The organism is Streptomyces jumonjinensis, assembly GCF_009600885.1.
In the GTDB taxonomy this organism is placed as follows: domain Bacteria; phylum Actinomycetota; class Actinomycetes; order Streptomycetales; family Streptomycetaceae; genus Streptomyces; species Streptomyces jumonjinensis.
Genome location: NZ_VCLA01000009.1, coordinates 18087 through 41648, shown reverse-complemented (window position 1 = coordinate 41648; position 23562 = coordinate 18087). Strand labels below are relative to the sequence as shown.

Genomic DNA, 23562 nt, shown 5'->3' with positions numbered 1-23562 from the left:
AACAGATTACCCCCAGGGGTATAGTGAGGGGTGAATCACCCGGAATATCCGATCTTGGGATACGACCGCACAGTGCGTGTCCCGGCCGGCGCCGCCCGCACGGCGGCGGCCGAGCGGCCCGACCTCGCCGGGAGCGAGGCAGCAGCCCGCAGACTGGACAGAGCCCTCGCCGCACTCACCAAGGAGCTGAACGGATGAACCCGACCCCGCCGACCCCGGCCCCGGAGACCGCAGCCGCAGTGCACGCCGCGCCCGCAGTGCCCGCCACGCCCGCCATGACGGCCGACGACGAGGCCGCCGCCCGGGCCGTGCTCAACCGGCTGCGCCGTGCGCAGGGGCAGCTGGCCGGAGTCATCGCCATGGTCGAGGAGGGCCGCGACTGCCGTGATGTGGTGACCCAGCTCGCCGCCGTCAGCCGCGCGCTGGACCGCGCCGGCTTCAAGATCATCGCCAGCCGGATGCGCGAGTGCATGACCGCCCGCGAGGACGGCGGCGAGCCCAAGCTCAGCGAGGAGCAGCTGGAGAAGCTCTTCCTCACCCTGGCCTGACGGGCGGCACCCCGGCCTGACGGACGGCGCCGCCCGCCCCCTTCCTGCCGGGGGGCGGGCGGCGCCGTCGGTTCCGCGGGCCGGGCCGTCACGGCTTCAGCTTGTCGGCCTCCCGGACCTCGTCGAGGTGGATCAGGACGTCGAAGGAGCGGGCGATCGCGATGCCGGAGTCCGGCCAGGGGTACTGGGTGCCGACGTTGCGCGTGGGCCGGGCGGCGTTCAGCCAGGCGCGGGCGGCGGCCGGGGCCCTGCGGGCGTCGAGGTAGTAGTCCCGGTAGCGGACCTTGTCGAGGGTGTGCTCGTTCATACCGGGCGTGGCGGCGCCCACGGTGAACTTCTTCCAGTCGCCGCCGAGGGCGGCGTCCTTCGACAGGAAGGAGCCCTGGTTGAAGGTGAAGCCGATGGGGAGATAGCTCTCGCCCATCGTGTCGCGCAGGAACGCCCCCTGCGTCTTCGGATACAGCTTCGGATCACCGGCGGCGTAGCCGACGTGGTCGTTCTGCGCCGACAGCAGGATCTTGTCCCCGGTGCGCCGCTGCCACCAGGTGACGTTCTGGGCCATGACCTCGTCGCGGTAGAGCTGAGCGGCGGCCACCGACTCCGGGTCGTCGGGGTCCATGGTGAGGAACCGGGCGGTCTGGGCGATGGACCGGGCGTTCTGCTCGGCCCACGCGAAAGCCTCTCCACCGGAGCCCTGGGCGCTGATCAGCTCCAGGGCCTGCTGTGCCTGGGCGGCGAGCCGCCGGCGTTCCGCGAGCGGCTTGCTCAGATAGGCGAAGACGTCGTCGATCGGGCGCAGGCCGGTGTAGAGCTCGTCGAGCCGCGGCAGCGTCTCCGGGTGGTGGCGCTTCATATAGCCGGTCACCCGGCCGAAGAACTCGTCGCTGACCGCGGGGGAGCCGATGTCGTCGCCCATGAAGTGGACGGTACGGCCGGGGTTGCGGCGGTTGTAGTCGCGCATCCACTCGATGAGGCTCACGAACTCCTCACGCTCCCACGGGGAGTTGCTCAGCGTCTCCTTCGCGATCTCGCGGGCGTCGCCCTTGCCGGTCTGGAGGTACTCGTCGATCCGGAGCCCCGCGGACCAGCCCAGCTCCAGGGCGAAGGTCGTGAAGCCCTTCTCCTCGACGAGATAACGGAAGACGCGCTCCTTCATGGTGAAGAACTCATGGGAGCCATGCGTGGCCTCGCCGAGCCCGACCACCGTGGCGTCGCCGATCATCGCGCCGAGCGCCCGCAGGTCGCCCGTCTTCTTCCCGGGCTCGGTCGAACGCAGCGGATGGGCCGCCTTCTCCAGCGCGCGCACCGGATCCTGCTTCCCACCGGCCGCGTGAGCCGACGCCGACCCCGGGGCCGCCTGGGCCGCCACGGGTGCGAGAACGGCCCCCATCGCGATGACCGCCGTCGCCAGCAGTCCCCGCCGGCTGATGCGCTTCCGGTGCCCGTCCATTTTTTCGTACCCCTCGATGTGCGTCACGCGATGTGAGGAACATCCTGGTCCGGGCCCCTGCCGCCGCGCGCTGGTGGCAGCTTCCGAAATCGTCGGGGGGATATCCCCCGGACGATTTCGGAAGCCGGCCTGAACAGCGGAAACGACCTTGGTGACGGTGACCTGCCCGCCGCAGAGCACACCGAGGTCCTCAGGGTCGGAGGTCAGGATGGTGGTCGGCCCGGGTGCGGCGAGGGCGGTGGCGCTGAGCATGGCGTCGATGGCGTGCTTGTGGCCGTGCAGGCTGGCGTCCGCGAGAAGGGCGGCGGCGTGGCGGGCTACGGGCTCGGTGATGGGTTCGACGACGAGGCGGGAGAGCGTCCACTCCAGGGCCGGGCGGTTGATCCGGGGGTGGACGACCTCCACCAGGGCGGCAGCGGACGTGACCACGCGGAGATCGTCGGTGCGTGCCAGCGCGAGCCAGGCGGTGACCGAGCGGTCGCGCAGGACGGCCTTGGCCAGCCCTCCGCTGTCGAGCACGAGAGTGCCGCCGGGGACGGCGGGGGAGCGGGTCACACGGTGTTCGCTCCGCCCTGTGTCTGCTCGCTCCGGGCCCGATGGAGCTGGTCGCGCACCGACTGGATCTCCTCATCGGTGATGGGGCCGTGCTCGGCCTCGGCGACCTGGATGAGCTCGTTGAGGTTGTCGCGCTCGATCTGGCGGGCGACGGCGGCGGCCACATAGGCGGACAGCCCGGAGGGACCGCTGCGGGCCTTCGCGGCCTCGGCGATGTCGCGTGGCATGGTGATCGAGTACTTACCGGTAGGCTCGGCCATGTTTGATCCTTCCACTTCGACTCTGGAGCATTCCCACAGGGTGCGCCGCTTCCTGAGGGTGCTGCAGGCCCGGCGGTGCGCTGTGGCCGAACCATCGCGGGCACTGGAGACTTCTTCAGTGAGCCCGGCTGAGGCCCCATATCGGGACAGCCTTCAGGCGACTTGTCCGCGGTCTCTGAGGGCTTGTGCGGCGAGGCTGAGGAAATCCGCCCATAACGCTTGCAGTTCTCTCCGTCGAGTCCGGAACGTCTCCTGAAACGAGTCTGTTGGGGATCCGGACTTCATCGCGCCGTAGACATGAGGAGTCAGGTCCTGGATGCTCCGGCCGACGACGGTTGCCTGATCCGGCCCCCAGACGCCCAGGCGAACGAATGAGTGCAACAACGCCTCACCGGACGTCAGGTCGTCGTCATGCAGCGCGGCTGGCGGGCTGTTCCCCAGGGACAACTATCCATCGGGTGTACGAGGGGTGCATCTACGGCCAGGAGGCGACCATGAACGCGAAGATCGAGCAGGAACTCGACTGGCCGGGAGAGGAGTCAGCCGGGGGCGACGGTGCCGAGGCGTAGCGACCTCTATCGCAGGTCTATCGCGACCAGTGCGTAACAACGACAAAGACCTGGACTCAGTGGGACTGGGTCCAGGTCTTCATGCTTGGCACTCGTGCAGGTCAGCGAGTGTTTCACGCTGGTCCGGCAGAAGTGCCCCCGGCAGGATTCGAACCTGCGCACACGGCTCCGGAGGCCGTTGCTCTATCCCCTGAGCTACGGGGGCGCACTGTCCCCGCCGGGTTGGTGCCCTGCGCGGTGACGGGTAGAACACTACCAGCTCCCACAGGGTGCCTGTGAACAGGTATTTCCGGGGCTCGCGGGCCATCGTGGGGGTGGGCCCGGGGTGGGGGCGCGTCGCCCGCACGGGGTGGAAGTGGGCAAAACCCGGACGCAGCCGCGTTGTGGCACCTACTCTCTAGTTGTGTCAGGAGCGTCCGGCCGTGTGCTCGTTGTCGATGACAACCGGGTCATCCGGCAATTGATCAGGGTCAACCTTGAGCTGGAGGGCTTCGAGGTCGTGACCGCGGCCGATGGTGCCGAGTGTCTGGAGGTCGTCCAGCAGGTGCGGCCCGATGTCGTGACGCTCGATGTGGTCATGCCCCGGCTCGACGGTCTGCGCACCGCGGCCCGGCTCCGGGCCGAGCCGCTCACCAGCCATCTGCCGGTCGCGATCATCAGCGCCTGCACCCAGTACGAGGTGGAGAGCGGCCTCGCCGCCGGGGTCGACGCGTTTCTCGCCAAGCCCTTCGAACCGGCCGAGCTGGTCCGGCTCGTACGGCGGTTGAGACGCCCCGAGGGGCCGCCGTCCCTGGACGGAAGGCATGGGGCCGGACGGGCGGAGAGCGCCCGCGGCTGACCGCATGGCGAAACGGTTGGCGAAGGGCCCCCCTCCCTCACCTACGCTTGGCCCGTGACTCCCGCCGAGCTCTCCCGAACCGTGCTGCACGCCGTGCGCAGCGCGGTGGCGGACGGTGCGCTGCGGGTCGTCCCGCCCGAGAGCGTCAGCGTCGAGCGGCCCGGCCCCGGCGGGTGCGGCGACTACGCCACCAATGTCGCGCTCCGGCTCGCCCGGCCGGCCGGGCAGCCGCCGCGGGCCGTGGCCGAGGCCCTGCGCGAGCGCATCGCCCAGGATCCCGCCATCGCCTCCGTGGAGATCACCGGGCCCGGCTTCCTCAACATCACCCTGGGGGAGGGCTCACAGCAGGCCCTGATCCGGAAGGTGCTGGAGCAGGGCGGACGGTACGGCTGGCAGAGCGCCGCCCCGTCCCCCGGCGGTCAGGATTCCGGCCCTGACCGTCAAGATCCCGCCCGCCGGGATTCCCGCCACCCAGCCCCCGACCCCCGCGCCCTCCTCTGGGACGACACCGTCGCCCGGCTCCTGCGCACCCAGGGCGCCGCCGCCCGCCCCCGGGCCGCAGGCGCCCTCACCCCCGCCCCTCCGTACGACCCCTCCCTCGGCGACGACGCCATCCGCTGGGGTCTGCTCGCCGCCGCCGCGCACGATCGGCCGCGGATCGGGCCGCAACTGCTCCGGCAGCACGAGAGCAACCCTCTCTTCACCGTCCGGTACGCCCACTCCCGCGCCCGCGCCCTCCGGCGGGACGCCGAGCGGCTCGGGTTCACCGCCGCGCCGCTCGAACAGGTCGAGGCCGGCGGGCTCACCGGGCTCATCGCCGACTATCCCGCCGTTCTCGCCTCCGCCGCCCGGCTGGGCGCGCCCGACCGGCTCGCCCGGCATCTGGAGAGCACCGCCGACGCCCTGCTCGCCTTCCAGCACACCGTGCTGCCCCTCGGCGACGAGAAACCCATGGCCGCCCACCGCTCCCGGCTCGCCGTCGCCGAGGCCGCCGGGACGGTGCTCGCCGGCGGCCTGTCCCTGCTCGGCGTCAGCGCACCCGAACATCTGTGAGAGAGACATCATGAGCCGTTCCGCACACCCCGCCGGGCCCCGTTACGCCGATCTGCTCCCCGAAGGGCACTACACCGCCCCGCCCGCCGACCTCAACCACCTCGACGACAAGGTCTGGGCCCGCACCGTCGCCCGCGGCGACGACGGGGTCGTCACCGTCGGCGGCATCGAAGTGACCCGGCTGGCCGAGGAGTTCGGCACCCCGGCCTACTTCCTCGACGAGGCCGACTTCCGGGCCCGCTGCCGCTCCTGGGCCGACGCCTTCAGCGGGGACGCCGACGTCTTCTACGCCGGGAAGGCGTTCCTCAGCAAGGCCGTGGTGCGCTGGCTCCACGAGGAGGGGCTCAACCTCGACGTCTGCTCCGGCGGCGAGCTGATCACCGCGCTCGACGCCGGCATGCCCGCCGAGCGCCTCGCCTTCCACGGCAACAACAAGTCTCCCGAGGAGATCGAGCGCGCCATCCGCGCCGGCGTCGGGCGGATCGTCCTCGACTCCTTCCAGGAGATCGTCCGCGTCGCCCACATCGCCCGGGGCCTCGGTGTGCGCCAGCCCGTCCTCATCAGGGTCACCGTCGGGGTCGAGGCCCACACCCATGAGTTCATCGCCACCGCCCACGAGGACCAGAAGTTCGGCATTCCGCTCGCCGGCGGGCAGGCCGCCGAGGCCGCGCGCCGGGTGCTGGGACTGGACAGCCTCGAACTGATCGGGATCCACTCCCACATCGGCTCGCAGATCTTCGACACCTCCGGCTTCGAGGTCGCCGCCCACCGGGTCATCGGCCTGCTGAAGGAGATCCGCGACGAGCACGGCGTCGAGCTGCCCGAGATCGACCTCGGGGGCGGCCTCGGGATCGCGTACACCTCCGCCGACGACCCCCGTGAGCCGCATCACATCGCCAAGGCGCTCCGCGAGATCGTCACCCGTGAGTGTGAGAGCGCCGGGCTGCGCGTCCCCCGGATCTCCGTCGAGCCCGGCCGCGCCATCGTCGGCCCGACCGCCTTCACCCTGTACGAAGTCGGGACCATCAAGCCCCTGGAGGGCCTGCGGACCTATGTCAGCGTCGACGGCGGCATGTCCGACAACATCCGCACCGCGCTGTACGACGCCGAATACAGCGTCACACTGGTATCGCGTGCCTCCGACGCCGCGCCCATGCTCTCCCGTGTCGTCGGCAAGCACTGCGAAAGCGGTGACATCGTGGTCAAGGACGCGTTTCTGCCCGCCGACCTCGCGCCCGGCGATCTGATCGCCGTGCCCGCGACCGGCGCGTACTGCCGCTCCATGGCCAGCAACTACAACCATGCGCTCCGCCCGCCGGTCGTGGCCGTCGCGGACGGAGCGGCGCGAGTGATCGTCCGGCGTGAGACGGAGGAAGATCTTCTGCGTCTGGACGTAGGTTGATGAGATAGATGTCTCGCATGCCGGACGGAGGATAGAAACTTCCGTCCGGTGAGTGAGACTGGTCCAACTGTAGTAGTGATGAGAAGCGAGGTCGGATGATGCGTACGCGTCCGCTGAAGGTGGCGCTGCTGGGCTGTGGAGTCGTCGGCTCAGAGGTGGCGCGCATCATGACGACGCACGCCGACGACCTCGCCGCCCGGATCGGCGCCCCCGTGGAACTCGCGGGCGTCGCCGTGCGCAGGCCGTCGAAGGTGCGCGAGGGCATCCCCCCGGAGCTCATCACCACGGACGCCACCGCGCTGGTCAAACGCGGCGACATCGACGTCGTCATCGAGGTCATCGGCGGCATCGAGCCCGCCCGCGCCCTCATCACCACCGCCTTCGAGCACGGCGCGTCCGTCGTCTCCGCCAACAAGGCGCTGCTCGCCGAGGACGGCGCGACGCTCTACGCCGCCGCCGAGGAGCACGGCCGCGACCTCTACTTCGAGGCCGCCGTCGCCGGCGCCATCCCGCTGATCAGGCCGCTGCGCGAGTCGCTCGCCGGGGACAAGGTCAACCGCGTGCTCGGCATCGTCAACGGCACCACCAACTTCATCCTCGACCGGATGGACAGCTCCGGCGCGGGCTACTCCGAGGCGCTCGACGAGGCCACCGCGCTCGGTTACGCCGAGGCCGACCCCACCGCCGACGTCGAGGGCTTCGACGCCGCCGCCAAGGCCGCCATCCTCGCCGGGATCGCCTTCCACACCCGCGTACGCCTCGACGACGTCTACCGTGAGGGCCTCACCGAGGTCACCGCCGCCGACATGGCCTCCGCCCGGCGCATGGGCTGCACGGTCAAGCTGCTCGCCATCTGCGAGCGCGCCGCCGACGGCAAGTCCGTCACCGCGCGGGTGCACCCCGCGATGATCCCGCTCAGCCACCCGCTCGCCTCCGTCCGCGAGGCGTACAACGCCGTCTTCGTCGAGGCGGAGGCCGCCGGGCAGCTGATGTTCTACGGACCCGGCGCGGGCGGCTCGCCGACCGCGTCCGCGGTCCTCGGCGACCTGGTCGCCGTCTGCCGGAACAAGCTCGCCGAGTCCACCGGACCGGGCGAGTCCGCGTACAGCCGACTGCCCGTGAGCCCCATGGGCGACGTGGTCACGCGGTACCACATCAGTCTCGACGTGGCCGACAAGCCTGGCGTGCTCGCCCAGGTCGCGACGGTCTTCGCCGAGCACGGGGTGTCGATCGACACCGTCCGCTAGCAGGGTAAGGACGGCGAGGCATCGCTCGTCGTCGTCACCCACCGCGCGCCCGACGCCGCCCTCTCCGGGACCGTCGAGGCGCTGCGCGAGCTCGACACCGTGCGCGGTGTCGCCAGCATCATGCGTGTTGAAGGGGAGTAAAGGACCCATGACCAGCAAGGGCACCCACCAGTGGCGCGGCATCATCGAGGAGTACCGGCACCGCCTTCCGGTCACGGACACGACGCCCGTCGTCACGCTCCGTGAGGGTGGTACGCCGCTCGTCCCCGCTCAGGTCCTCTCCGAGCGCACGGGGTGCGAGGTGCACCTCAAGGTCGAGGGCGCGAACCCCACCGGATCCTTCAAGGACCGCGGCATGACCATGGCGATCACCCGCGCCAAGGAGGAGGGCGCGCGGGCGGTCATCTGCGCCTCCACCGGCAACACCTCGGCCTCGGCCGCCGCCTACGCGGTGCGCGCCGGAATGGTCTGCGCGGTCCTGGTGCCGCAGGGCAAGATCGCGCTCGGCAAGATGGGCCAGGCGCTGGTCTACGGCTCGAAGATCCTCCAGGTCGACGGCAACTTCGACGACTGTCTGAATCTGGCCAGGAGCCTGTCCGAGAACTATCCGGTGGCCCTGGTCAACTCGGTTAATCCGTACCGTATCGAGGGCCAGAAGACCGCCTCCTTCGAGATCGTGGACGCCCTCGGCGACGCCCCCGACATCCATGTGCTGCCCGTGGGCAACGCCGGGAACATCACCGCGTACTGGAAGGGCTACCGGGAGTACGCCGCCGACGGCATGTCCTCCCGTACGCCGCGCATGTGGGGGTTCCAGGCGTCCGGGTCGGCCCCGATCGTCCGCGGCGAGGTCGTCAAGGATCCGTCGACCATCGCCACCGCGATCCGGATCGGCAACCCGGCCTCCTGGCAGCAGGCGCTCGCCGCGCGCGATGAGTCGGGTGGCTTCATCGACGAGGTGACGGACCGTGAGATCCTGCGTGCCTACCGGCTGTTGGCCTCCCAGGAGGGCGTCTTCGTCGAGCCCGCGTCCGCCGCTTCCGTGGCCGGTCTGCTCAAGGCGGCCGAGGCCGGAAAGGTCGACCCGGGCCAGCGGATCGTCTGCACCGTCACCGGAAACGGTCTGAAGGACCCGGACTGGGCCGTCGCCGGAGCGCCGCAGCCGGTCACCGTCCCGGTCGACGCCGCGACGGCCGCCGAGCGGCTCGGCCTGGCGTAAGCGCCGTACCGGAGACCTCGGAGGCCAGCCTCTTCGAGGAGCCCGCGTCCCGGTATATGCCGGAGCGCGGTCCCCGGGGCGGCGGGGCCCCGAGCCGTCCGCCGGGTTACCCCGGCGAAAAGCTCTCCAAGCAGGGCATCGACGCACGTAGAGGCACAGGAGGCTTGCGACACGCATCGTGCGCCTCCTGTGCGCCCTATGTCGCCGCAGAACCTTCCTTCGATAGGCTGTACCGAACCCACCCCGCGCATATGCCGCGGTGCAGTCGACGTTGTGGCCCTCGGGTGCTCATCCCCCTGGAATCCCCTGGAATCCCCTGAATCCCGCCGCCCGAACACCCCGCAGCCGCAACACCCGTCACTCGAACACCTCAACGACAGAACATCTGAACCCCAGAACATCAGAGCGCCGAAACGTCTGACGTCCAGACCCCATCGGAGCGCCGGGAGCATCCGGCGCCCGGACGCCGGATTCGTTTCGCAGTCAGAACCAAGGAGTGTCATCGAGCGATGGCCGGTCCAGCGTTCCGCGCCGCCGCCGTCCGTGTGCGCGTGCCCGCCACCAGTGCCAATCTCGGCCCGGGCTTCGACGCCTTCGGGCTGTCGCTGGGGCTCTACGACGATGTCGTCGTCCGTGTGGCCGACTCCGGCCTGCATATCGACATCGCCGGCGAGGGAGCCGCCACACTGCCGCGCGACGAGAGTCATCTGCTCGTACGGTCGCTCCGTACGGCCTTCGATCTGCTCGGCGGGCAGCCGCGCGGTCTGGAGGTCGTCTGCGCCAACCGGATTCCGCACGGGCGGGGCCTCGGATCGTCGTCCGCGGCCATCTGCGCCGGCATCCTCGCCGCCCGCGCGGTGACCATAGGCGGCGACGCCCGGCTGGACGAGACCGCCCTGCTGGAGCTCGCCACCGAGATCGAGGGGCACCCCGACAACGTCGCCGCCTGTCTCCTCGGCGGCTTCACCCTGGCCTGGACCGACCGGTCGGCCGCGCGCGCCATCAGGATGGAGCCCTCCGACTCCGTCGTTCCGGTGGTCTTCGTCCCCGAGAAGCCGGTGCTCACGGAGACGGCCCGCGGACTGCTGCCGCGCACCGTCCCCCATGTGGACGCCGCCGCGAACGCGGGTCGCGCCGCCTTGCTCGTCGAGGCTCTGACCAGGCGTCCTGAGCTGCTGCTGCCCGCCACGGAGGACCGGCTCCACCAGGAGTACCGCGCCCCGGCGATGCGGCAGAGCGTCGACCTCGTCAACCGTCTGCGCGCCGACGGCGTCCCAGCAGTCATCTCCGGTGCGGGCCCGACCGTGCTCGCACTGGCCGAGGACAGCGTGGCCGACAAGGTCGCGCGGCTGGCCGGCGAGGGGTGGGCGGCCAACCGTCTCGCCTTCGACACGGCGGGCGCGAGCGTACTGCCGCTCGCCCCGGCCGGCGGTGACACCCCCGCGCAGTGATGCGCGGGGGAGCGGAAAGGGGCGGGAAACGGGTGCGCGCCGCCGCCGCGCCCGGGTGACGCACAGCTGGCGGGACCGGTGATATCCGCCGGTCCGGCCGCCGCGCAGCGATGCGCGGCGAATCGCAGTGACACGAGATTGCCGGTGATGGAGAGGGGGAATGTTTGTTGGAGCCGGTAGTGTTAACCTCAAGTCTGCAACCGAAGCCTTCGCGGCTCGGAGCTTCGTGTCCCGATTCGGGACCACCAATTCTTCCGGGAGCCTCCCCAACTGCCTGAGCAGCCTGCCTGAGCAGTTTCGAGCACGCTCCGGAACCGGCACGACACCTCCCGCTCCCACCAGCGAGTGGGCCGAGCAGGGGGACTCGGGCCGGACCCGCATGTATCTGACTCTCCGCCGTATCACACCCGGCGGGGACCACCGCCCCGACCCGGTCCGATCAGAGAGACCGCAGTCGGACAGCACAACCGGTCGCCGAGCCAGAAGGCCGACGTCCGCTCCAGGGAAGGACCCTTCGTGAGCGACACCACCGATCTGATGGGCGTGAGCGCCGACAACAACGTCGACACCTCCGCGCCCGCCGCAGGTGCTGCCTCCGGCACCACCTCACGGCGCCGCCGTTCCGGCACCGGCCTTGAGGGCATGGTCCTGGCCGAGCTGCAGCAGGTCGCGTCCGGCCTCGGCATCAGGGGCACCGCGCGTATGCGCAAGAGCCAGCTGATCGAGGTCATCAAGGAGGCGCAGGCCGGAAGCGGCGCGGCCACGGCCAAGAAGGCGGACTCCGCGTCCAAGAGCGCCGAGGCCGAGACCAAGCCGAAGCGCCGCGCCACCTCCAAGGCGCGTACGGGCGAGGCAGCCGCCGAGTCCGCCGCGGCCGCGCCCGAGAAGGCCGCGGCGCAGCAGCAGATCGACATCCCCGGCCAGCCGGCCAGCGACGACCAGCCGACCGGTGAGCGCCGCCGCCGCCGCGCCACCGCGCAGGCGGGCAGCCCGGAGGTCCAGGCCGAGGCCCGGACCGAGACGGCCGTCGATGTGAAGGACAAGGCCGAGGGCCAGGCCGACGCCAGGACCGAGTCCGCCGTCGCCGCCTCCGCGCAGGACGGCGAGGGCCGCCGGGAGCGCGGCCAGCGCGGTGACCGCCGGGAGCGTCAGCGCGACCGCGACCGTGACCGGGGGGACCGCGACCGTGACCGGGGGGACCGCGACCGGGATCGTGACCGTGACCGCCGTGGCAAGGGCGACGACCAGCAGCAGAGCGGTCAGCGTCAGCAGCAGGGCGGCCAGCCGCAGCGCCAGGGCGGCGGCGTCAGCCAGCAGCAGCAGGACGACGACGATTTCGAGGGCGGACGCCGCGGACGCCGTGGCCGTTACCGCGACCGCCGTGGCCGTCGTGGCCGCGACGAGTTCGTGACGAGCGAGCCGCAGGTCGCCGACGACGATGTGCTGATCCCCGTCGCGGGCATCCTGGACATCCTCGACAACTACGCGTTCATCCGTACGTCGGGTTACCTCCCCGGCCCCAACGACGTGTACGTCTCCCTCGCCCAGGTCCGCAAGAACGGGCTGCGCAAGGGCGACCATGTCACCGGCGCCGTCCGGCAGCCCAAGGACGGCGAGCGCCGCGAGAAGTTCAACGCGCTGGTCCGTCTCGACTCCGTCAACGGCATGGCCCCCGAATCGGGCCGTGGGCGGCCGGAGTTCAACAAGCTGACCCCGCTCTACCCGCAGGACCGGCTCCGTCTGGAGACCGACCCGGGCGTGCTGACCACCCGGATCATCGATCTGGTGTCGCCGATCGGCAAGGGCCAGCGCGGTCTGATCGTGGCCCCGCCGAAGACCGGCAAGACCATGATCCTCCAGGCCATCGCCAACGCGATCACGGTCAACAGCCCCGAGTGCCATCTGATGGTCGTCCTCGTCGACGAGCGGCCCGAAGAGGTCACCGACATGCAGCGGTCGGTCAAGGGCGAGGTCATCTCCTCGACCTTCGACCGTCCGGCCGAGGACCACACCACCGTCGCCGAACTGGCCATCGAGCGCGCCAAGCGCCTGGTGGAGCTGGGCCATGACGTGGTCGTCCTGCTGGACTCCATCACCCGTCTGGGCCGTGCGTACAACCTGGCGGCCCCGGCCTCCGGGCGCATCCTGTCCGGTGGTGTCGACTCGACCGCGCTGTACCCGCCGAAGCGCTTCTTCGGCGCGGCGCGGAACATCGAGGACGGCGGCTCGCTGACCATCCTGGCCACCGCGCTGGTCGACACCGGCTCGCGCATGGACGAGGTGATCTTCGAGGAGTTCAAGGGCACCGGCAACATGGAGCTCAAGCTCGACCGGAAGCTCTCGGACAAGCGCATCTTCCCGGCGGTGGACGTGGACGCGTCCAGCACCCGTAAGGAAGAGATCCTGCTGGGCAGCGAGGAGCTCGCCATCGTCTGGAAGCTGCGCCGGGTGCTGCACGCGCTCGACCAGCAGCAGGCGATCGAACTGCTCCTGGACAAGATGAAGCAGACGAAGTCGAACGCCGAGTTCCTGCTCCAGATCCAGAAGACGACCCCGTCCTCCGGCAACGGAGACTGACGCACCGTCTGTCAGCGGACCGCCCCGTCACCCCTGAGGTGACGGGGCGGTCTCATTTCCGGGGGATAGGCGGTCCGGGCTGGCCAGTGCACGGACCGGGAACATACGATCGATCACTCAAGGCGGGGGTTCCAGGGGGGATTTCCGGGGTCACAGCGCTGCCGCGTCAGCCATGACCCCTCTTCGGTACGTTCCCCACCTTTCTCGTACCCCGCCGACTCCCGTTCCCGGTGGGGCTCGCGCGCTCCACCGGCATGACAGCCCGAGGTGGTTACCGAGTGCCCGAGCGCACCCCTGACGGTCGGCGTGAGAGCCGTACGAAGCACGGCATACCGGCGGTAGTGGCCGCGCTGGCCCTGGCCGGCACCGGTGTGCTGGCCACCGGCGCCCCGGCGGCGGCCGAGGAGATCCCGGTTCCCGCCGCCGTCGCCCCGCAGCAGTCCGGCGGACCCGCCCCGGCGGAGCTCGCCGCCCGGGTGGCCGGGACCCTCGAAGGGATCCGCGCCGCCGAACGCGCCGGCGACTCGACCCGGCCCGCTCCCGAGGCCGAGTCCTCGGGGCCCAGCGCCCGCATCATCGGCGGCAAGACCACCACGATCGCCTCGGCGCCCTGGATGGCCCAGCTCTACTTCGGGGACAGCCTCGGCAATTCGTACTCCTGCGGTGGCACGGTGGTCGCCCCCACCAAGATCCTCACCGCCGCCCACTGCGTCGAGGGCATCAGCTGGAAGTCCACGGGCGCGGTGGTCACCGGCGCGACCCGGGTGCCCACGGACACCGGCCGGACCGACGCCGACGGCAACCCGATCGTGGACTTCCACGGCGGGGAGGTGCGCGGCGTCTACCGCCAGTGGCACCACTCGAAGTACGACTCGTACTCCTTCGACAGCGATGTGGCCGTCCTCACCCTGACCGCGCCGGTCAAGGCCAAGCCGCTGCCGATCATGAAGTCCTCCGACAGCAAGCTCTACAAGGCCGGCACGGACGGCAAGGTCTACGGCTGGGGCCGCATCGGCTCCAGCCCGACCTCGCCGGGCTCCGACCGGCTGAAGGTCGCCGACGCCGACGCCCGCTCCGACGCCGACTGCAAGAAGGCGTACGGCGCGGACTTCATCGCGGGCACCATGTACTGCGCCGGGCGCGCGCCGACCGGTAAGGACAGCACCACCGAGACCACCTGCAACGGCGACTCCGGCGGCCCGCTGGTGGCCGGCGGCAGACTGGTCGGCGTGGTCTCCTGGGGTCATGTCGACTGCTCCAAGAAGGGCAAGTACGGCGTCTACGCCAAGGTGAGCGCCTTCCAGTCCGACATCCGGGCCCGTGTGCACGACACCAATCTCAGCGGTCACGACCACTCCGCCGATCTGCTGGCGCGCAAGGGCGACACGCTGTACGGCTGGGTCTCCTCCGCCAAGGGGACGAAGCTCACCCGGAAGTACGACCTCGGTGACTTCAGCGGGGTGAATCTGCTGGTCCAGGCCGATCTGAACCGCGACGACAGCCAGGATCTGGTCTTCCGGGTCACGAACGGCGATGTGTACTGGGCGCACGGCGAGACCGGGCCCAAGCGGATCGGCGCCGGCTGGGGCACCCACCGGCAGATCCTGGTCCCCGGCGATCTGACCGGCGACGACATCCCCGATCTGATGACCGTCGAGGCCAAGGGCAAGGCGTACGTCTACCCGGGCAAGGGCAACGGCTCCTTCAGCGCCCGGGTCTCGGCCGGGTCCGGCTGGGACCGGTTCAGCATGGTCCGGGGCCACGGTGACTTCACCGGCGACGGCAAGGCCGATGTGCTCTCCCGTGCCGCGGGCGGAAAGATCTACCTCCACAAGGGCACCGGCAGCACGAAGGCGCCGTTCTCCGCTCGTACCCTGGTCGGCACCTACAGCACGCTGAACGCCCTGGTCACCACCGGTGACGTCAACGGCGACGGGCGCGCTGACCTGCTGGCCCGCGACAGCAAGAACAAGCTGTGGCTCTACCCGGGCAGCGGCAAGGCGTCGAAGCTCTTCGGCAGCCGGGTTCAGCTCGGCGGCGACTGGAAGTCCTACAACCTCTTCGGCTGATCCGACCTCTTCGGCTGATCACCATCCGTGAGGTGAAGCTCACCGTGCCCGTCCCGCCCCCCGGCGCGGCGGGCACGGCCGTTTCTCACCCCGTTCTCAGCCGTGCGTGCAACCCTTACGCTCCCCGAGCGGTCTCCCCAGTGGCGGAGCCAGAATTGACAGGACGGACAGACCGCGCCTGATCGATCCGCCAGGGGGCAGCGGAAAGAGCGGGAAGCCGAGGAGACCATGGGCGAGCAGAGCAGCAGCACAGGCCGTGCGGGCGGCCGTGGACGGCGGCGGAAGCCGCAGTCCACGGGCCGTAAGGCGGGGAAGGCCGTCATATGGACGGTGACCGCCGTTCTCCTCGCCGGCGGCACCGGTCTCGGCTATGTGTATCTCAAGCTCAACGGCAATCTCGAAGGCATCGACATCAACGCCCGGCTCGGCACCGACCGGCCCCGGGACGTCGACAACGGCTCCCTGGACCTCCTGGTCCTCGGCTCCGACTCCCGCGCCGGATCGAACGCGGGGTACGGCGGCGACGAGGGCGGTGCGCGCGCCGACACCGCGATGGTCGTCCATCTGTACGACGGCCGTAAGAAGGCCAGTGTGGTCTCCATACCGCGCGACACCCTCATCACCCGCCCGCCGTGCGTCGACGACGACGGCAGGACCGTCGCCGCCCAGAACCGGGCCATGTTCAACACCGCGTACGAGGTCGGCGGCCCCGCCTGCGCCGTGAAGACGGTCGAACAGATGTCCGGCATCCGGATGGACCACTACATCGAGGTCGACTTCACCGGCTTCAAGAAGCTCATCGACGAACTGGGCGGGGTGGAGATCACCACCACCAAGCCGATCAAGGACGCCAAGAGCCATCTCGATCTGGAGCCCGGCACCCACACCCTCGACGGGGAGCAGTCGCTCGGCCTGGTACGCACCCGCAGCAGCGTCGGCGACGGCAGCGACCTCGGCCGGATCCAGCTCCAGCAGGCGTTCATGAAGGCATTCATCGCCCAGGTCAAGGAGGTCGGCGTGCTCAACGACCCCACGAAGATGCTGGACATCGCCGACACCGCCACCAAGGCGATCACCCCCGACTCCGAGCTGGACTCGGTCACCGAGCTGATCGGCTTCGCCGAGGGGCTCAGCGGGCTCGGGCCCTCCGACGTCGAGATGGTGACCATGCCGGTGGAGTACGACCCCGTCGACCCGAACCGGGTGATCCCCCTCAAGGGCGCGGCCCAGCAGGTCTGGACCGCCCTCTCGCTCGACAAGCCCATCCCCGCCTCCGCCCTCACGGACTCCGCGGGCGACAAGGGCGAGGCCGGAACCCTGGTCAAGGGCGGCGACACCGCCCCCGACGGCCAGGAGACCGCCGGGAAGACCGGTCCGGACGGCGGTACGCCGGCCGGGGGATAGCGCGCCGGACCCCCGGCGGCGGGGCGGGGGGAATACCAGCACGGGTACCCCGGTTTTGGGAGATACGGCCAGTCCTGGCAGACTGGTACGTCGGCCCCGGTTCACGTACGGGCAATCCGCCCGGGCGACCCGGAGCCCTCCCGAAACTAGGAGACACCTTGAAGCGCGACATCCACCCCGAGTACGTCGAGACGCAGGTCAGCTGCACCTGTGGCGCGTCGTTCACCACCCGTAGCACCATCGGCGGCGGCGCGATCCGCGCCGAGGTCTGCTCCGAGTGCCACCCGTTCTACACGGGCAAGCAGAAGATCCTCGACACCGGTGGCCGCGTGGCCCGCTTCGAGGCCCGCTTCGGCAAGGCTGCCGGCTCCGCCAAGAAGTAGCGAGCCAACAGCGCCGGTCTTCGGCCGCCCGCCGCGCGGGTGGCCGGGACCGGCGCTTTGCCGTCGTCCCGCAGCAAACCTCGTACAGACACAGGAGCCACCGATGTTCGAGGCGGTCGAGGAACTGATCGGCGAACACGCCGACCTTGAGAAGAAGCTCGCCGACCCTTCCGTGCACGCCGACCAGGCGAACGCGCGCAAGCTCGGCAAGCGGTACGCCGAGCTGACCCCGATCGTCGGGACCTACCGTTCCTGGAAGCAGACCGGTGACGACATCGGCACCGCCCGTGAGCTGGGGGCCGACGACCCGGACTTCGCCGCCGAGGTCAAGGTGCTGGAGAAGCAGCGCGAGGAGCTGACCGAGAAGCTGCGGCTGCTGCTCGTCCCGCGCGACCCCAGCGACGACAAGGACGTGATCCTTGAGGTCAAGGCGGGCGCGGGCGGCGACGAGTCGGCCCTCTTCGCCGGGGACCTGCTGCGGATGTATCTGCGCTACGCCGAACGCGTCGGCTGGAAGACCGAGATCATCGACGCCACGGAGTCCGAGCTCGGCGGCTACAAGGACGTCCAGGTCGCCGTGAAGACCAAGGGCGGCCAGGGCGCCACCGAGCCCGGTCAGGGCGTCTGGGCCCGGCTGAAGTACGAGGGCGGGGTGCACCGCGTCCAGCGGGTGCCCGCGACCGAGTCCCAGGGCCGTATCCACACCTCCGCCGCCGGTGTGCTGGTCACACCCGAGGCCGAGGAGATCGACGTCGAGATCAACCCCAACGATCTCCGGATCGATGTCTACCGCTCCTCCGGTCCCGGCGGCCAGTCCGTCAACACGACCGACTCCGCGGTGCGCATCACCCATCTGCCCACCGGGGTCGTCGCCTCCTGCCAGAACGAGAAGAGCCAGCTCCAGAACAAGGAGCAGGCCCTGCGTATCCTGCGCTCCAGGCTGCTCGCCGCGGCCCAGGAGGAGGCCGAGAGGGAGGCGGCGGACGCGCGCCGCAGCCAGGTCCGCACCGTCGACCGCTCCGAGAAGATCCGCACCTACAACTTCCCGGAGAACCGCATTTCGGACCACCGGGTCGGCTTCAAGGCGTACAACTTGGACCAGGTGCTCGACGGTGACCTCGACGCCATGATCCAGGCTTGCGTGGACGCGGACTCCGCCGCCAAGCTCGCCGCCGCGCAGTAACGCGCGACGACCCCCAGCAAGCTCTCGTACGAACCGGGTGGAGGACCAGTGAATCTGCTGCTTGCCGAGGTGGCCCAGGCCACCCAGCGGCTGGCCGACGCCGGCGTGCCGTCTCCGCGCTTCGACGCGGAGGAGCTGGCCGCGTTCGTGCACGGGGTGAAGCGGGGGGAGCTGCACACCGTCAAGGACGCGGACTTCGACGCCCGCTACTGGGAGGCCGTCGCCCGCCGTGAGGCGCGCGAGCCGCTCCAGCACATCACCGGACGGGCCTTCTTCCGCTATCTGGAGCTCCAGGTGGGCCCCGGCGTCTTCGTGCCCCGTCCCGAGACCGAATCGGTCGTCGGCTGGGCCATAGACGCCGTACGCGCCATGGACGTCGTCGAGCCGCTGATCGTCGACCTCTGTACGGGGTCGGGGGCCATCGCGCTCGCCATGGCGCAGGAGGTCCCGCGCTCCCGGGTGCACGGCGTGGAGCTGTCCGACGACGCGCTCGGCTGGGCCCGCAAGAACGCCGAGGGGTCCAGGGTCACCATCCACCAGGGCAACGCGCTCACCGCGCTCCCGGAGCTGGACGGCCAGGTCGACCTGGTGATCTCCAACCCGCCGTACATCCCGCTCACCGAGTGGGAGTACGTCGCCCCCGAGGCCCGCGACCACGACCCGGAGATGGCGCTGTTCTCCGGCGAGGACGGCCTCGACACCATCCGCGGCATCGAGCGCACCGCGCACCGGCTGCTGCGGCCCGGCGGTCTGGTCGTCATCGAACACGCGGACACCCAGGGCGGGCAGGTGCCGTGGATCTTCAGCGAGGAGTCCGGCTGGGCGGACGCGGCCGACCACCCCGACCTGAACAAGCGCCCCCGCTTCGCGACGGCCCGCAAGGCGATGCCGTGACCACCCGGACCACCCTCGCGAGCGAGCGCGCGGCTTCCCTGCCGCCCACCCGAACCCCCTTTGCGAGTGAGCCGCGATCTGTGCAAGCGTCCGTGCTTCGCGACGGCCCGCAAGGCGATGCCACCGTGACGACCCTGGCGCCCACCCGGATTGCCTTTGCGAGTGAGCCGAAGAGGCGCGCGGGCGTCGAAAGGGAGAACGCGCGGAGGCCGCGAGGTACGAGTGGTCGAGCACGATCGACCGTCGATGCACGCATCAGCGCCTCGGAGGCGAACCGAGCGCTCAAAAAAAGGGAGGCCCTCTGATGGCTCGGCGATACGACTGCAACGACACCGGCGATCGCGCGACTGGTCTGCGCGAGGCAGTGTCGGCCGTCCGCCGCGGTGAGCTGGTCGTGCTGCCCACCGACACGGTCTACGGCGTCGGCGCGGACGCTTTCGGCTCCGAGGCCGTCGCCGATCTGCTGGCGGCGAAGGGCCGGGGCCGCGATATGCCCACCCCTGTCCTCATCGGGTCGCCCAACACCCTCCACGGCCTGGTCACCGACTTCTCCGAGCAGGCTTGGGAGCTCGTCGACGCTTTCTGGCCCGGTGCGCTCACCCTGGTCGCCCGGCATCAGCCGTCCCTTCAGTGGGATCTGGGCGACACCCGGGGCACTGTCGCGATCCGGATGCCGCTGCACCCGGTCGCGATCGAGCTGCTCAGGGAGACCGGCCCGATGGCCGTCTCCTCCGCCAACCTCACCGGGCACCGCGCCCCCGAGGACTGCGACGCGGCGCAGGAGATGCTCGGCGACTCCGTCTCCGTCTATCTCGACGGGGGCCCCACCCCGGGGATCGTGCCCTCTTCGATCGTGGACGTCACCGGCGAGGTCCCGGTGCTGCTGCGCGCGGGCGCGTTGGACGCGGATGAGCTGCGCAAGGTCGTACCAGACCTTGAGGTGGCCCCTTGACCGCCCCTGAGGGGCGTGGCATAGGTGCGGACGCCACCGGCGACACGTTCAGGATCCTCCATGTCAGCACCGGCAATGTCTGCCGCTCGCCGATCACCGAGCGGCTGACCCGGCATGCCCTCAGCGACCGCCTCGGCGATCTGGTGACGAGCGGGCTGATCGTGGAGAGCGCGGGCACCTGGGGGCATGAGGGGGCCCCGATGGAGGCCAACGCCGAGATCGTGCTCGCCGACTTCGGCGCGGACGCCAGCGGCTTCGCCGGGCGTGAGCTGCTGGACGAGCATGTGATCCGGGCGGACCTGGTGCTGACCGCGACCCGGGACCACCGGGCGCAGGTCATCTCGATGGGGCATTCGGCGGGGCTGCGGACCTTCACGCTGAAGGAGTTCACCCGGCTGGTTCGGGCCATCGACCCGGCGACTCTGCCCGATCCGCGCGACGAGGGCGTGGTGGAGCGGGCGCGGGCGCTGGTGCGGGCGTCGGCGGCGCTGCGCGGCTGGCTGCTGGCGCCGAGCCCGGACGCGGACGAGGTGTACGACCCGTACGGCGCACCCATCACCTTCTTCCGGTCGATCGGCGACGAGATCAACCAGGCCCTCGACCCCGTGGTCACGGCCCTGACGGGCATCTCCGCGCCCACCTGCCGCTAGATCCTCCCGTTCGCATCAGGCGCCGGGCGGGCAGGGGCGGCGCGGCCTACATTGGAGGGGCAGCGCACCCCTCGCGATGCCCGGAGCCCGTCATGCTCACCACCCCCGTCGCGTCCGTCGCGTCCTACGCCGATCTCCGTGCCCTCCGCCGGCAGGACCACGAGATCGCGGAGATCATCGACGGCGAGGCCGCCCGCCAGTGCGACACCCTCCAGCTGATCGCCGCCGAGAACTTCACCTCGCCCGCCGTGCTCGCCGCTCTCGGGTCGCCCCTCGCCAACAAGTACGCCGAGGGCTACCCCGGCGCCCGGCACCACGGCGGCTGCGAGATCGTCGACGCCGCCGAGCGGATCGCCTGTGAGCGGGCCACCGGGCTCTTCAAGGCCGCCCACGCCAATGTGCAGCCCCACTCCGGCTCCTCGGCCGTCCTGGCGGCGTACGCGGCCCTTCTGAGGCCCGGTGACACCGTTCTCGCCATGGGACTGGCGCACGGCGGCCATCTCACCCATGGCTCTCCGGCCAACGTCTCCGGCCGCTGGTTCGACTTCGTCGGCTACGGAGTCGACTCCGACACCGGTCTGATCGACTACGACCAGGTGCGCGCCCTCGCCCGGGAGCACCGGCCCCGGGCGATCGTCTGCGGCTCGATCTCCTATCCGCGCCACCCGGACTACGCCCTCTTCCGGGAGATCGCCGATGAGGCGGACGCCTATCTCATCGCGGACGCCGCCCACCCCATGGGCCTCATCGCGGGCGGGGCGGCCCCCAGCCCCGTCCCGTACGCCGATGTGGTCTGCGCGACCACCCACAAGGTGCTGCGGGGCCCGCGCGGCGGGATGCTGCTGTGCGGGCCGGAGCTGGCAGAGCGCCTGGACCGGGCGGTCTTCCCGTTCACCCAGGGCGGCGCCCAGATGCACGCCGTCGCCGCCAAGGCCGTCGCCTTCGGGGAGGCCGCCGCTCCGGCGTTCGCCGCGTACGCCCATCAGGTGGTCGCCAATGCCCGGATGCTGGCGGGCGCGCTGGAGGCGGAGGGCTTCGCGGTGCTCACCGGCGGCACGGACACCCATCTGATCGGCGCGGACCCCTCCCCGCTCGGCATGGACGGCAGAGCCGCCCGGGGCAGGCTCGCGGCGGCCGGGCTGGTCCTGGACACCTGTGCGCTCCCGTCGGGGGACGGCCGCGGTCTGCGGCTGGGCACCGCCGCGCTGACCACCCAGGGCATGCGCGAGCCCCAGATGGCCGAGATCGCCTCCTTCTTCACCCGGGCGATCCGGGAGGCGGACGGACCGCCGCGGAGGGTACGTGCGGAAGTCCGCGAGCTTGCCGGTAGATTTCCGCCGTATCAGGGGTAGCCGGAATCGTCTGCAACCGTCCCCGGCTCCCGGATGTCCTCGACCATGTGGCCACCACAGCTAGGGTGTGGGGCTTAGACGGCCAGCGATTCCTGTGGGGCAGCCCGTGCGTGATTACCTGCTGACGCTCTGCGTCACGGCTGCGGTGACCTATCTGCTCACCGGTCCGGTGCGTAAGTTCGCCATCGCGACCGGTGCGATGCCGGAGATCCGCGCCCGCGATGTACACCGAGAACCGACACCGCGGCTCGGTGGCATCGCCATGTTCTTCGGTCTCTGCGCGGGACTGCTGGTCGCCGCTCATCTTTCGAATCTCGACAGCGCTTTCGAATTGACGAGCGAGCCACGTGCGCTGCTCTCCGGCGCCGCGCTGATCTGGATCATCGGCGTCCTCGACGACAAGTTCGAGATCGACGCCCTGATCAAGCTCGGCGGTCAGATGATCGCCGCGGGGGTCATGGTCGTTCAGGGTCTGACGATCCTCTGGGTGCCCGTGCCGGGAATCGGGACCGTCTCGCTCACCGCCTGGCAGGGCAATCTGCTCACGGTCGCGATGGTCGTCATAACCATCAACGCGGTGAACTTCGTGGACGGCCTCGACGGTCTCGCCGCCGGAATGGTCTGTGTGGCCGCCGCCGCGTTCTTCCTCTACGCGTACCGCATCTGGGTCAGCTACGGCATTGAGGCGGCGGCCCCCGCGACCCTTTTCACCGCCATTCTCATGGGCATGTGCCTGGGCTTTCTGCCGCACAATATGCATCCCGCGCGAATTTTCATGGGCGACTCGGGATCGATGCTCATCGGTCTTGTTCTGGCGGCCAGTGCCATCTCCATCACCGGGCAGGTGGACCCGGACCGGCTCGGTCTCTTCACGGGGGGCGAGCGGGGCGCCACCTACGCGATGCTCCCGGTCTTCATGCCGCTGATGCTGCCGCTGACGATCATCGCGATCCCGGTCGCCGATCTGGTGCTGGCGATCGTCCGCCGCACCTGGAACGGCCAGTCGCCGTTCGCCGCCGACCGGGGACATCTGCACCACCGGCTGCTCCAGATCGGTCACTCGCACAGCCGAGCCGTTCTGGTGATGTATTTCTGGTCGACGCTGATCTCGTTCGGGGTCGTCGGTTACTCCGTGAACTCGACGTCCGCGTGGATCGTGACGGTGATCGTGGGGATGAGCGCGGTCGGTCTGGTGCTGCTGCTCCTTCCGCGCTTCACCCCCCGCGCGCCGCGCTGGGCCGAGTCCTTCGTGCCGCCGCGCTACCGCCGGCGCAAGTCCCCTGTCCCGGCGGCGGGTTCGCCCGCCCCGGCCGCGGCCCTGGCGGGGGAGCCGGGCGGGGGAGCCGGGCCCACCGAAGCCACTGCGTCCGCTGAGCCCGCCTCCCCTCCCGCGGGCGTCAACGGGGCGACGGCCCTGGGCGCTCGTTCGCGTCTTTCCGACCGGAGGAAGGCCGGAACACGCGGCTGACAACCCCCACATTTGTGTGCAATAGCACAGAACTCGGT

At 70.5% G+C, this 23562-nt stretch carries 19 protein-coding genes, 1 tRNA gene and 2 pseudogenes; 18 read left to right on the top strand and 4 right to left on the bottom strand.

Features of this window, described 5'->3' with window-relative positions; genetic code table 11:
- Positions 1–72 precede the first annotated feature (72 nt).
- Entirely contained in the window at positions 73–198 is a 126-nt protein-coding gene (locus FF041_RS39990; RefSeq protein ID WP_267133171.1) for a hypothetical protein, read from the top strand.
- Between the two features lie 77 nt (positions 199–275).
- Complete coding sequence (locus FF041_RS01395; RefSeq protein WP_153484508.1) at positions 276–548, top strand: metal-sensitive transcriptional regulator; 273 nt, start codon at positions 276–278, stop codon at positions 546–548.
- 88 nt (positions 549–636) lie between these two features.
- Here the strand turns inward: FF041_RS01395 and FF041_RS01390 are convergent, their stop codons facing one another.
- The 4 genes and pseudogenes from FF041_RS01390 to FF041_RS01370 all read right to left on the bottom strand — a co-directional run bounded on the left by FF041_RS01390 (position 637) and on the right by FF041_RS01370 (position 3587).
- Positions 637–1704, bottom strand: coding sequence for an erythromycin esterase family protein (locus tag FF041_RS01390; RefSeq protein WP_323390937.1), 1068 nt, complete (start codon positions 1702–1704; stop codon positions 637–639).
- A 438-nt stretch (positions 1705–2142) separates the two neighbouring features.
- Positions 2143–2553: pseudogene (locus FF041_RS01385) on the bottom strand (DNA-binding protein); the annotation flags it as partial.
- Positions 2550–2813 (bottom strand): CopG family transcriptional regulator, encoded by a 264-nt coding sequence (locus FF041_RS01380; protein ID WP_153520636.1) that lies wholly within the window; start codon positions 2811–2813, stop codon positions 2550–2552. The gene FF041_RS01380 and the pseudogene FF041_RS01385, both read right to left, overlap by 4 nt.
- A 702-nt stretch (positions 2814–3515) precedes the next feature.
- A tRNA-Arg gene (locus tag FF041_RS01370) sits at positions 3516–3587 on the bottom strand.
- A 150-nt stretch (positions 3588–3737) separates the two neighbouring features.
- Here FF041_RS01370 and FF041_RS01365 point away from each other — a divergent pair.
- The 16 genes and pseudogenes from FF041_RS01365 to FF041_RS01290 all read left to right on the top strand — a co-directional run bounded on the left by FF041_RS01365 (position 3738) and on the right by FF041_RS01290 (position 23524).
- Positions 3738–4220 carry a response regulator gene (locus FF041_RS01365; protein WP_323371878.1) on the top strand — a complete coding sequence of 161 codons (483 nt, stop codon included), beginning with the start codon at positions 3738–3740 and terminating at the stop codon, positions 4218–4220.
- Positions 4221–4274: 54 nt separating this feature from the next.
- Entirely contained in the window at positions 4275–5273 is a 999-nt protein-coding gene (nrtL, locus tag FF041_RS01360) for an ArgS-related anticodon-binding protein NrtL (protein ID WP_323390928.1), read from the top strand.
- A 10-nt stretch (positions 5274–5283) separates the two neighbouring features.
- Positions 5284–6675, top strand: coding sequence for a diaminopimelate decarboxylase (gene lysA / locus FF041_RS01355; RefSeq protein ID WP_153520634.1), 1392 nt, complete (start codon positions 5284–5286; stop codon positions 6673–6675).
- Positions 6676–6770: 95 nt separating this feature from the next.
- Positions 6771–8063: pseudogene (locus FF041_RS01350) on the top strand (homoserine dehydrogenase).
- A 7-nt stretch (positions 8064–8070) separates the two neighbouring features.
- Entirely contained in the window at positions 8071–9141 is a 1071-nt protein-coding gene (thrC, locus tag FF041_RS01345) for a threonine synthase (RefSeq protein WP_153484441.1), read from the top strand.
- Positions 9142–9650: 509 nt separating this feature from the next.
- Positions 9651–10592 (top strand): homoserine kinase, encoded by a 942-nt coding sequence (thrB, locus tag FF041_RS01340; RefSeq protein ID WP_153520633.1) that lies wholly within the window; start codon positions 9651–9653, stop codon positions 10590–10592.
- Between the two features lie 516 nt (positions 10593–11108).
- Positions 11109–13169 carry a transcription termination factor Rho gene (rho, locus tag FF041_RS01335; RefSeq protein ID WP_323390926.1) on the top strand — a complete coding sequence of 687 codons (2061 nt, stop codon included), beginning with the start codon at positions 11109–11111 and terminating at the stop codon, positions 13167–13169.
- A 278-nt stretch (positions 13170–13447) separates the two neighbouring features.
- The gene (locus FF041_RS01330) at positions 13448–15238 is read left to right on the top strand and encodes a trypsin-like serine protease (protein WP_323390924.1); all 1791 of its coding nucleotides are present in this window, start codon (positions 13448–13450) and stop codon (positions 15236–15238) included.
- A 228-nt stretch (positions 15239–15466) separates the two neighbouring features.
- Complete coding sequence (locus FF041_RS01325) at positions 15467–16642, top strand: LCP family protein (RefSeq protein WP_153520631.1); 1176 nt, start codon at positions 15467–15469, stop codon at positions 16640–16642.
- 158 nt (positions 16643–16800) lie between these two features.
- Positions 16801–17025, top strand: a complete 225-nt coding sequence (rpmE, locus tag FF041_RS01320) for a 50S ribosomal protein L31 (protein ID WP_153484437.1) — start codon at positions 16801–16803, stop codon at positions 17023–17025.
- Positions 17026–17128: 103 nt separating this feature from the next.
- Entirely contained in the window at positions 17129–18208 is a 1080-nt protein-coding gene (gene prfA, locus FF041_RS01315) for a peptide chain release factor 1 (RefSeq protein ID WP_153484436.1), read from the top strand.
- 48 nt (positions 18209–18256) lie between these two features.
- Complete coding sequence (gene prmC, locus FF041_RS01310) at positions 18257–19102, top strand: peptide chain release factor N(5)-glutamine methyltransferase (protein ID WP_323371871.1); 846 nt, start codon at positions 18257–18259, stop codon at positions 19100–19102.
- A gap of 304 nt (positions 19103–19406) precedes the next feature.
- Positions 19407–20054: an L-threonylcarbamoyladenylate synthase gene (locus FF041_RS01305; protein WP_153484435.1), complete on the top strand. Its 648-nt coding sequence runs from the start codon at positions 19407–19409 to the stop codon at positions 20052–20054.
- Entirely contained in the window at positions 20051–20704 is a 654-nt protein-coding gene (locus tag FF041_RS01300) for an arsenate reductase/protein-tyrosine-phosphatase family protein (protein ID WP_153484433.1), read from the top strand. The genes FF041_RS01305 and FF041_RS01300 overlap by 4 nt, the downstream gene beginning before the upstream one ends.
- A gap of 92 nt (positions 20705–20796) precedes the next feature.
- A complete protein-coding gene (locus FF041_RS01295; RefSeq protein ID WP_153520630.1) occupies positions 20797–22056 on the top strand; it encodes a serine hydroxymethyltransferase in 1260 nt (419 codons plus the stop codon).
- A gap of 94 nt (positions 22057–22150) precedes the next feature.
- Complete coding sequence (locus FF041_RS01290) at positions 22151–23524, top strand: MraY family glycosyltransferase (protein ID WP_323390922.1); 1374 nt, start codon at positions 22151–22153, stop codon at positions 23522–23524.
- Positions 23525–23562 lie beyond the last annotated feature (38 nt).

Bases quoted from the DNA above. Each gene is read 5' to 3' on its own strand.
- FF041_RS01305 (WP_153484435.1), top strand. From the start codon at position 19,407: ATGGCTCGGCGATACGACTGCAACGACACCGGCGATCGCGCGACTGGT.
- lysA (WP_153520634.1), top strand. From the start codon at position 5,284: ATGAGCCGTTCCGCACACCCCGCCGGGCCCCGTTACGCCGATCTGCTC.
- FF041_RS01390 (WP_323390937.1), bottom strand. From the start codon at position 1,704: ATGAAGGAGCGCGTCTTCCGTTATCTCGTCGAGGAGAAGGGCTTCACG.
- FF041_RS01295 (WP_153520630.1), top strand. From the start codon at position 20,797: ATGCTCACCACCCCCGTCGCGTCCGTCGCGTCCTACGCCGATCTCCGT.
- thrC (WP_153484441.1), top strand. From the start codon at position 8,071: ATGACCAGCAAGGGCACCCACCAGTGGCGCGGCATCATCGAGGAGTAC.
- FF041_RS01395 (WP_153484508.1), top strand. From the start codon at position 276: ATGACGGCCGACGACGAGGCCGCCGCCCGGGCCGTGCTCAACCGGCTG.
- prfA (WP_153484436.1), top strand. From the start codon at position 17,129: ATGTTCGAGGCGGTCGAGGAACTGATCGGCGAACACGCCGACCTTGAG.
- FF041_RS01380 (WP_153520636.1), bottom strand. From the start codon at position 2,813: ATGGCCGAGCCTACCGGTAAGTACTCGATCACCATGCCACGCGACATC.
- FF041_RS01325 (WP_153520631.1), top strand. From the start codon at position 15,467: ATGGGCGAGCAGAGCAGCAGCACAGGCCGTGCGGGCGGCCGTGGACGG.
- thrB (WP_153520633.1), top strand. From the start codon at position 9,651: ATGGCCGGTCCAGCGTTCCGCGCCGCCGCCGTCCGTGTGCGCGTGCCC.